This window comes from Collinsella sp. AM13-34 (assembly GCF_003473055.1).
Taxonomy (GTDB): Bacteria; Actinomycetota; Coriobacteriia; order Coriobacteriales; family Coriobacteriaceae; genus Collinsella.
The window spans coordinates 107,097-116,868 of record NZ_QRLE01000008.1; the positions used below are offsets into that span (position 1 = coordinate 107,097).

A 9,772-nucleotide genomic window follows, 5' to 3' on the forward strand; every position below is an offset into this window, starting at 1 on the left:
CTGAACGGTAGATATTTTTCGGTGAACGTATTTTTGCTTCCTAGGGTCAGGTAGCGTGATTTAGCTGGTCGTTCTATAATCAAATTAGCCTATTCAAACCAAACGTATTTAAATTTGAAAATATACAGTTAAGGTATATAAGCTCATGGAAACACTCAGAAGACCCTTGAAGGATCATGTATACGACTATATTTCGAGTCGCATAGACGCCGGCGAGCTTTCGGCCGGCGACCGTGTGAGCGAGCAAGCGATCTGCGATGCCATGGGCGTGTCGCGCACGCCGGTTCGCGAGGCGCTCATCCAGCTGGCAAGCGACGGCTATCTGGACAACCTCCCCCGCCGCGGATTCCGCGTCCGTGGGTTCGATCAGCAAAACGCCGTTGAAGTCTTTGAGATTATGGGGCCGCTCGACGGGCAGGCGGCATACCTTGCCTGCCCCCTCCTGACCGAAGAGGACATCATGCAGCTAAAGTTCTTGGTTGGATCCATGGACCTCGCGATCCAAGGCGGTCTTATCCGAAAGTACGACGACATTCAGCGGGACTTTCACCTTACGGACTTCAACCGCTGCGGCAACGACCGTCTGCGCGACATGATTTCGCAACTCGAGCGTTGCTTTATCAAACGCGATTACGAGACCGTCGATCAGGAGACGGCGTGCAAACTGCTGGGTATAGCCAATGCCGAGCATGCCCACATTCTTGAGCTGTTCGAAGCGCGGGATGCGGCGGCCGTGCGAGACTACATTCGCGATGTCCATTGGAACACGGAGAACGCCCAGTTCACCGTTTGGTAGGAAAGCAACAAGGGACGACATCGGTCTTAAACCTTGACGCCAGCACCGCCCAAACTGATCCATTTTCCTCCGTCCCCGAGGGATCAGCGACGCCCTTCTGGAAAGCGCATCCCACCATCCGGGCGAATTCCGGGATACCGTTTCCCGATGGGGCCTCTCGGGGAAATTGCGTCCCAGAATTCTGGCTCGAAACGGGATATGGTTTCCCAAACAGGCCTCTTGCGGAAAATGCATCCCGGAATCCCTGCCCGAAACGGGACGCGCTTTCCCAGTCGAGGCCCTACGGGAAACTGCATCCCGGAATCCGTGCCCAAACCGGGACGCAGTTTCCGGGCGGGGCATCAAAAACAAAGTTGCGGTGGAATAGTCCCTGCTTGGGCTGGTTGAGGGCTTAAATAGGAACTATTTCACCGCAAGTTATTGAGGGGATGTCCGTCCTCTTACAGATGGCGTTCCAAAAAGCGGAAAGCTAGGCGAATCCAGGGGCGGACGGAAACCTGCTTGTCCTCGTTGTCGACCGCGGTATTGGCGTTGCCGAGCGAAAGGCCGTGGCCACCCTGGTCAAAGACGTGCATCTCACATGCAACACCCTCCTCGGCCATGCGCTGCGCGAACGGGTAGACCTGCGCGACCGGCGCCGTCTTATCGTCCGAAACGCCCCACACAAAGGTCGGGGGCATCTGGCGCGAAACGTGCGTGGTAGGGCAAATGTCGGTCAGGTGCTCATCGGTCGCCTCGCCGCCCGTCACCATCGACAGATAGTCGTTGAGCAAATCGCGCCCTGTCTTGCCACCCGTCTTGGGCACGCGCAGGTCGATGCGCGGGTCGCGCGTCTGCATATCGCGCACATAGGCAAGGTCGAGCAACGGATAGCCCAGCACCACGGCGTCGGGACGAATATCCTCCGGACGAGCCCCGGCAAGGCCCGCGAAGGGTCCGGTCTTCCACTGCGTTGCCAACGAGGCGCAGATCATGCCGCCCGCCGAGAAACCCACGATGCACACGCGCTTGGGATCGACATGCCACTCGTCGGCGTTGGCGCGCACGGTAGCGACCATCTTGGCGAGGTCCGCCTGCGGGTGCGGAAAGCTCACGTCGCCCGTGGCGCTCGTCACATAGTTGAGCACAAAGGCCTGGTAGCCGCGGTCCAAAAACGCAAACGCCACCGGGTCCTGCTCGTGCGGAGCGATATGCGTAAACCCGCCTCCGCCGCAGATGATCACCGCGGGGCGGCGGCCATTGGGCTTGTCGGGCAGCGGCTCGGCACCCAGATACGTATACGTCGCCGGATAATCCTCGGTCGGCTCCTCGCCCCACAGCGCATGGTTCTCAATAATCATAGGTGCTCCCTCCGTGCGATTCGTGCGCACTCGTTTTTCGCACCTTAGCGTACCCCACTTGAGCCCGCGGCGCAGAAACACCCCCGCAATAAGTTGGCCTTCAACTGATATATCACAAAATCGCTGTTCAGAGGTATCGTTGGGCAGCGTAAAATAGGAGCGCTGACCGTGCTGGGAAACACGTACGAAACGTTTCCGGCAAACCACACGCGTGCAACATGCACGCCTGATACGTTGGAGGCATCTATGGGTCTGCTCGATTCGCTCAAGTCCACGTTCACTTCGTCGGGCGAGGCGTCCGTTCCGCCCGCAGCAAGCTTCGCCACCCGCGAAGGCGTCATCTACGCTCCCGTCAACGGCGTGCTCGTCAATCTGAGTGAGGTTCCCGACGAGACCATCGCCTCGGGCATGCTCGGCCAGGGCTACGGCATCGAGCCCATTACCGGCACCATTTACGCCCCCGCCAACGGTCGCATCGGCGCCACCACCGTCACCAACCACTCCATCGGCATGATCACCGAGGACGGCCTGCGCGTGTTCATCCATGTTGGCCTGGGCACCGTGGAAATGAACGGCAAGGGTTTTGCCCGCTTTGTCGAGATGGGCGACACGGTCAAGGCCGGCCAGCCGCTCATCAGCTTCGACCGCGACGCTATCAAGGCCGCCGGTCACGAGGACATCGTGACCGTCATCATCTCTGAGCTCGACCGCCTCAAGAGCATCGACCACGTCGGCGAGTCCGGAACGCTTATCGGCGGCAACCCGCTCGTCAAGCTGGGCGACCCGCTGCTGGTAGCCAAGACCAAGTAGCCAGGCCCCGCGCCACACAGCCAAAAGGCAACACGAAAAGCGCCCACGAGCATTTGCCGTGGGCGCTTTTCGTTTGAAAAACCATCCCGCCAATGCCTTATCTGTATAGCCCAAATGAGCCGAGCTGCTAGAATATCGAACTGTATGGATAACTATCATTCAACCGTTATGGGAGGATACGTGAACCGCACCAAAATCGCGCAGCTTTACGCCGATGCCGAGTCGCTTGGCGGCCAGACCGTCACCGTCGCCGGCTGGGTCAAGTCCATCCGCGACATGAAGAACTTTGGCTTTGTTACGCTCAACGACGGCAGCTGCTTCCGCGACCTGCAGGTCGTCATGAACCGCGAGGCACTCGACAACTACGACGAGATCGCCCATCAAAACGTCTCGGCCGCACTCATTTGCACCGGCACCGTCAAGCTGACCCCCGATGCGCCCCAGCCCTTCGAGCTTTCTGCCACCTCCATCGAGGTCGAGGGCACGAGTGCCCCGGATTACCCGCTGCAGAAGAAGCGCGCAACCGTCGAGTTCCTGCGCACCCAGCAGCACCTGCGCCCGCGCACCAACCTGTTCCGCGCCGTGTTCCGCATCCGCTCTGTCGCGGCTGCCGCTATCCACCGCTTCTTCCAGGAGCAGGGCTTTGTCTACGTCAACACCCCCATCATCACCACGAGTGACTGCGAGGGCGCCGGCGAGATGTTCCGCGTGACCACGCTCGATCCCAAAAACCCGCCCCTCACCGAGTCCGGCGAGGTCGACTGGAGCCAGGACTTCTTTGGCAAGCATGCGAGCCTCACCGTTTCCGGACAGCTCAATGCCGAAAACTTTGCCATGGCCTTTGGCGACGTGTACACCTTTGGCCCCACCTTCCGTGCCGAAAACTCCAACACCACGCGCCATGCCGCCGAGTTTTGGATGATCGAGCCCGAGATGGCCTTCGCCGACCTCAACGACTACATGGACAACGCCGAGGCCATGCTCAAGTATGTCCTCAAGGACGTCATGGCAACCTGCCCCGACGAGCTCAATATGCTCAACAAGTTTGTGGACAAGGGTCTGCTTGAGCGCCTGGACCATGTCGCCAACTCCGACTTTGCCCGTGTCACCTACACCGAGGCCGTCGAGATCCTGGAGCAGGCCGTCGCCGCCGGTCACAAGTTTGACTATCCCGTGAGCTGGGGCATCGACCTGCAAACCGAGCACGAGCGTTTCCTGACCGAGGAGCACTTTAAGCGCCCGACCTTCGTAACCGACTACCCGGCCGAGATCAAGGCGTTCTACATGCGCATGAACGAGGACGGCAAGACCGTCGCCGCTGCCGACTGCCTGGTTCCCGGCATCGGCGAGATCATCGGCGGCTCCCAGCGCGAGGAGCGCCTGGATCTGCTCGAGGCCCGCATCAAGGACCTGGGCATGAATCCCGAGCAGTACAAGTACTACCTTGACCTGCGCCGCTACGGTTCCTGCAAGCACGCCGGCTACGGCTTGGGCTTCGAGCGCTTGGTCATGTATCTGACCGGCGTGGGCAACATCCGCGACGTCCTGCCGCACCCGCGCACCGTGGGCAACGCCGACTTCTAATCGTCGGACGCTAGCTCGCGTCGCCACACGCCAACGCTCATCGCACAAGCGCCTCTCGACATCGGTCGAGAGGCGCTTTTTTTCAACAGCACCCGTCAAGCTTTTGGCAAGTTTTTGGTCAGTTGAGCAGGGCTGTTGAAAACTCGACCCGCCGTTTGCCGACGACTACCGACCGCCCAGAGCGCCCTGCGCCCCTGGGAAAGCCCCACGTCCTAGGCTCCATACCGTCGCCACCCAAAACGGAAAGGACGTGGGCACCATGACCGAAGCCGCTGTTGAAACCTACGACACCACGACTAGAGGCGCCGCCTCGATGGCAGCCTATCGCGCCGTTCGCATCCTGCAACTATTAAGCGAAAACACCGGCGAGGACAAGGCCATGCTTTCCGATGAGTTGATCCGGCGCCTCGCCCATCCCGACGACCCCGCCCGCATGCCCATCTCGGCGGCGCGGCGCAGTATCTACACCGCCATCTCTGCGCTTCGCCATGCCGGATACGAAATTGAGTACAAACGCGGCGTGGGCTACAAACTTCTTACCCGCCCGCTCACCGATGAAGAGATCATCCGGCTCCACGGCATGGTCATGCGCAACCGCTCCACGCCCATCGCCATTCGAAAGAGCATGGCGCAGCACCTGGTCGCCATGGCGAGTGCCGACGTTCGCGGCTACCTCGATGCACCCGAGCCTGCTCCAAGCGCAGGCGACAAATCCACCAAGGCCACACGCACGCCCGTCAAGCGCATCGATGCCTGCGAGCTCATCGAGCAGGCCATCGACCACGGAACCACGGTGAGTTTTGATATTTCGAGTGTCACGGCACGCGGAGAGGTCGAAGTGGCGCGGATGACACTCCGGCCCTTTGCCATCAAGCAACGAGACGGCATCTCGTATTTGCTGGGAACGGTCTATGACGCGCGAGGCGCCGACGACACGCTGCGTACCGTTGAGATCGGCCGCATGAGAAACGTCACCACACGTCTCCTCGACGGCAAGAAGCTCTTCGCCGCCCTGGACGAGGACGACGCCTCCTCCGCCGCATAAGGCCCTCCGCCGCCCATTCGACTACCCGTACCGCCCATCCGATTCTGTATTAAAAAACCCGCCAGGCTGTTGTAAAAATGGACATCAGCGCTACTATAGTTCCACTTGCACTTTGTCCCAGTGCAGTGTTTCCAGCCATTTTTATACTGGGGGTAATGATATGAAGGACATCACCATCAGCCGCAGGAGCCTTCTGGTCTCCGCCGGCCTGCTCGCGCTCGCCCCGCTCGCCGGATGCGGCGGCAACTCTGGTTCCGGCTCCGCTGCCGCCGGTTCCGACTACACCGTCGGCGTTCTACAGCTCACCGAACACTCCGCACTCGACGCCGCCAACGACGGCTTTGTCAAGGCCATCAAGAAGAGCGGTCTCAAGGTCAAGATCGACCAGAAAAATGCCCAGAACGACCAGTCCACGTGTAAGTCCATCGCCGACAAGTTTGTGGGCGACAACGTCGACCTGATCTACGCCATCGCCACGCCTGCCGCGCAGGCCGCCGCCGGCGCCACGGCCGATATCCCCATCGTGGGCTGCGCCATCACCGACTACGCCGCCTCCGGCCTGGTCCAGGACAACGACAGGCCCGGCACCAACGTCACCGGTGCCTCCGACCTCACCCCGGTCGCCGAGCAGCTCGAGATGATGCAGAAGGTCCTGCCCGATGTAAAGAAGGTCGGTCTGCTCTACTGCACCGCCGAGTCCAACTCCGACGTCCAAATCAAGGCCGCCAAGAAGGAACTCGGCAAGCTGGGCCTGGAGTACACCGACTTCACCGTCTCGAGCTCCAACGAGATCCAGTCCGTCGTCGAGTCCGCCGTGGGCAAGGTCGACGCGCTCTACTCCCCCACCGACAACACCATCGCCGCGGGCGCTTCGCAGGTGGGCCAGATCTGCAAGGAAAACAAGCTTCCCTACGTGACTGGCGAGGAGGGCATGTGCATGGCCGGTGGCCTGTTCACCCTCTCCATCAACTACGAGGATCTGGGCTACGCCGCGGGCGAGATGGCCGTCAAGATCCTGAAGGGCGAGGCCAAGCCCGAGGATATGCCGATCAAGCACCTCTCGAGCAAGGACCTGGTCGTCGTCAAGAACGACGAGATGGCCGAGGCTCTGGGCATCGACCTTTCCGCTCTGGACGAGTAACGGCATGCGCGGCGATGTGCCTAGGGCCCATACTCGCGCCGTTGCCGTGTTTTTCAATATCTGAGCCACAGGGGCGAACGCCAAAGACCGGCGTTCGCCCTGCTTGTTACGGATGAGACAAAACATCCGGCCACAGCTCTTTCATGCATTGTTACCGCTATCATGGTGACTCACGTGTCCACCCTATCCTAGGAGGTATGAAGCATGCTCATTGCATTGCAGGGCGCCGTTTCGCAGGGCGTCCTCTGGGGCATTATGGTGCTTGGTGTGTTTATCACGTTCCGCCTGCTCGACATCCCCGATATGACCTGCGACGGCAGCTTTGCCCTCGGCGGCTGTGTCTGCGCCGTACTCATCGTCAACAATAACGTCGACCCGCTGCTCGCCGTGCTTGCCGGCATGTGCGCCGGTGCCATCGCCGGTGCCGTCACGGGCATTTTGACCACCGTCTTTGAGATCCCCGCAATCCTTGCCGGAATCCTAACGCAGATCAGCCTGTGGTCCATCAACCTGCGCATCATGGGCAAGTCCAACACGCCCATCCTCGCCAAGGGCACCATCTTCTCGTCCGTCAGCAACATGACCGGCCTGCCGCAGTCCACCGTTGCCATTATCTTGGGCATCTTGCTCGCCGTGGCTATCGTTGCCATCCTGTATTGGTTCTTTGGCACCGAGATCGGCTCGGCACTGCGCGCTACCGGCAACAACGAGTACATGATCCGCGCCCTGGGCGTCAACACCAACTCCACCAAGATGATCGCCCTCGTGCTCTCCAACGCCCTCATCGGCCTCTCTGGCGCGCTTATCTGCCAGAGCCAAAAGTATGCCGACATTGGCATGGGTACCGGCGCCATCGTTATCGGTCTTGCCGCTATTGTTATCGGCGAGGTGCTCGGCCGCCTGCTGCCCGGCGGTCTCACGCAGTTTAGCGTCCGTCTTGCCTCCGCCGTCTTTGGCTCCGTGGTGTACTTCCTCATCCGCGCCATCGTGCTGCAGTTGGGCATGGACGCCAACGACATGAAGCTGCTCTCCGCCGTGATCGTCGCCGTGGCCCTGTGCGTGCCCGTGGTTTGGGAGCGCTACAAGCTCCGCAGCTCCTATACGAGGGGAGATGAGGCAGATGCTTAAGCTCTCGCACGTCAAGAAGACCTTTAACAAGGGCACCGTCACCGAGAAGCGCGCGCTTACCGGCGTCGACCTTACCCTCAATGATGGCGACTTTGTAACCGTGATCGGCGGCAACGGCGCCGGCAAGTCCACGCTGCTCAATATGATCGCCGGCGTGTATCCGCTCGATTCGGGTGTCATCGAGCTCGACGGCACCGACATCTCGCGCCTGAGCGAGTCGCAGCGCGCAAAGTACCTGGGCCGCGTGTTCCAGGACCCCATGCGCGGCACCGCAGCCGACATGCAGATCGCCGAGAACCTGGCCCTCGCCAAGCGCCGTGGCCAACGTCGCGGTCTTTCGTGGGGCGTCACCAAGGCCGAGAAGGACGAGTACGTTGAGTTGCTCAAGCGCTTGGACCTTGGTCTGGACACGCGCCTCAACGCCAAGGTCGGCCTGCTCTCGGGCGGGCAGCGCCAGGCACTCACCCTGCTGATGGCCACGCTCACCAAGCCGCGCCTGCTGCTGCTCGACGAGCACACCGCGGCCCTCGACCCCAAGACGGCCTCTAAGGTGCTCAATCTGACCGAGGAGATTGTCGACGAGAACCACCTGACCACGCTCATGGTCACGCACAACATGAATGACGCCATCCGTCTGGGCAACCGCCTGATCATGATGCACGAGGGCCACGTGATCTACGACGTGGCAGGCGACGAAAAGAAGTCGCTCACCGTGGCCGACCTGCTGCAGAAGTTCGAGGAGGTCTCGGGCGGCGAGCTCGCCAACGACCGCATGCTGCTGAGCTAAAACCTGCCAAAAAGAGACAGATTTATTTTGGTAGGTTTTACCTGCGCAAACGTTAAAACCGCCGCAAAGGGACAGACACCTTTGCGGCGGTTTTCGCATATTATGTCGATAATCCAGCATCAGCAGGGACCACTGGTTAAGAACTAAGGAAACTGCCATGAGAAGACCTCTTCCCCGTCTTGCCTGACCGCCGCACTCCTTGCCGGCGTGCTCGCCGGCGCCCCAGCTTACGTCACCGCGGCCACCCTATCTCAAGTTATCGGCGCGTCCGATGTGATCGAACGGGCTTCTTGGTGGGTATCATGGTTGGATGATCATGAGGAGGTTTCCCTACATGGAATTGTTTGAGCCAATTCTTCATTTCTTTGCACAACGATGGGTCCACAACATCATCTGGGCCGGTATCTTGGCCATCGGCACCGCCGTTGCCGCCAAAATCGCGTCCAAGACCCTGCACCACCTGCTTAACCGCGATGATAACCCGCTCCCAGCATCGAGCATCTTCATCAACATCGCGCGCGCCGTCATCTGGATGATCGGCGGCAGCTTTATCCTCGACAACTGTTTTGGCATTAATGCAAACGCCCTCGTCGCCGCTCTTGGCGTCGGCGGCATCGCCATCTCGCTCGGCTTTCAGGACACGCTGTCGAACCTTATCGGCGGTATGCAGGTGACCTTTATGGGCATTATCAAACCCGGCGACAATATCGAGGTCGGCGGCGTGTCGGGCGTGGTCCAAGACATCACCTGGCGCCACACGACCATCGAGGACGCCTGCGGGCAGACCATCATTGTGCCCAACTCCAACATCTCCAAGAACACGCTCGTACATCTGATGCCCTTTGGGCGCGTGGCCGTGCCCGTTGCCGTAAAGGACACGTCTAAGTGGGCTTCCCTTGACGCGCTGGCAGACGAGCTCACGAGCGCAACCAAAACGGCCGTCTCGCCCATCTCTGGCTTTGACAAGGAGCCGTACGTGCTCTTTAGCGAGATTGGCGACTTTGGCATTAAGGGCAAAATTATCTTTATCGTCAGCGACGATAGCACCACTTTTACGGCAGCCGACGCCTGCATTCGTGCCATCGCCCCCATCATCGCCTAAACCACCACAAAGGGGACAGTGAACTGCGCCCCGAAACTT

At 60.3% G+C, this 9,772-nt stretch carries 9 protein-coding genes; 8 read left to right on the top strand and 1 reads right to left on the bottom strand.

The window, feature by feature from the left end; genetic code table 11:
- Positions 1-166 precede the first annotated feature (166 nt).
- Entirely contained in the window at positions 167-796 is a 630-nt protein-coding gene (locus tag DW151_RS04940; protein ID WP_233543352.1) for a GntR family transcriptional regulator, read from the top strand.
- A gap of 440 nt (positions 797-1,236) precedes the next feature.
- Here the strand turns inward: DW151_RS04940 and DW151_RS04945 are convergent, their stop codons facing one another.
- Positions 1,237-2,136: an alpha/beta hydrolase gene (locus DW151_RS04945; RefSeq protein WP_118334747.1), complete on the bottom strand. Its 900-nt coding sequence runs from the start codon at positions 2,134-2,136 to the stop codon at positions 1,237-1,239.
- A 246-nt stretch (positions 2,137-2,382) separates the two neighbouring features.
- On the opposite strand from DW151_RS04945, the gene DW151_RS04950 reads away from it, so the two are divergent.
- The 7 genes from DW151_RS04950 to DW151_RS04980 all read left to right on the top strand — a co-directional run bounded on the left by DW151_RS04950 (position 2,383) and on the right by DW151_RS04980 (position 9,733).
- The gene (locus DW151_RS04950) at positions 2,383-2,946 is read left to right on the top strand and encodes a PTS glucose transporter subunit IIA (protein ID WP_117583092.1); all 564 of its coding nucleotides are present in this window, start codon (positions 2,383-2,385) and stop codon (positions 2,944-2,946) included.
- A 180-nt stretch (positions 2,947-3,126) separates the two neighbouring features.
- Entirely contained in the window at positions 3,127-4,530 is a 1,404-nt protein-coding gene (gene asnS, locus DW151_RS04955; RefSeq protein WP_118334749.1) for an asparagine--tRNA ligase, read from the top strand.
- Positions 4,531-4,789: 259 nt separating this feature from the next.
- On the top strand, positions 4,790-5,575 hold the full coding sequence (locus DW151_RS04960) for a hypothetical protein (RefSeq protein WP_118334750.1): 786 nt from the start codon (positions 4,790-4,792) through the stop codon (positions 5,573-5,575).
- A 160-nt stretch (positions 5,576-5,735) separates the two neighbouring features.
- A complete protein-coding gene (locus DW151_RS04965) occupies positions 5,736-6,716 on the top strand; it encodes an ABC transporter substrate-binding protein (protein WP_117716452.1) in 981 nt (326 codons plus the stop codon).
- Positions 6,717-6,920: 204 nt separating this feature from the next.
- Positions 6,921-7,844 carry an ABC transporter permease gene (locus tag DW151_RS04970; RefSeq protein WP_118334752.1) on the top strand — a complete coding sequence of 308 codons (924 nt, stop codon included), beginning with the start codon at positions 6,921-6,923 and terminating at the stop codon, positions 7,842-7,844.
- Positions 7,837-8,631, top strand: a complete 795-nt coding sequence (locus DW151_RS04975) for an ABC transporter ATP-binding protein (RefSeq protein WP_022093887.1) — start codon at positions 7,837-7,839, stop codon at positions 8,629-8,631. The genes DW151_RS04970 and DW151_RS04975 overlap by 8 nt, the downstream gene beginning before the upstream one ends.
- A 334-nt stretch (positions 8,632-8,965) precedes the next feature.
- Positions 8,966-9,733 (top strand): mechanosensitive ion channel family protein, encoded by a 768-nt coding sequence (locus DW151_RS04980; RefSeq protein ID WP_117806105.1) that lies wholly within the window; start codon positions 8,966-8,968, stop codon positions 9,731-9,733.
- Positions 9,734-9,772: the final 39 nt, after the last annotated feature.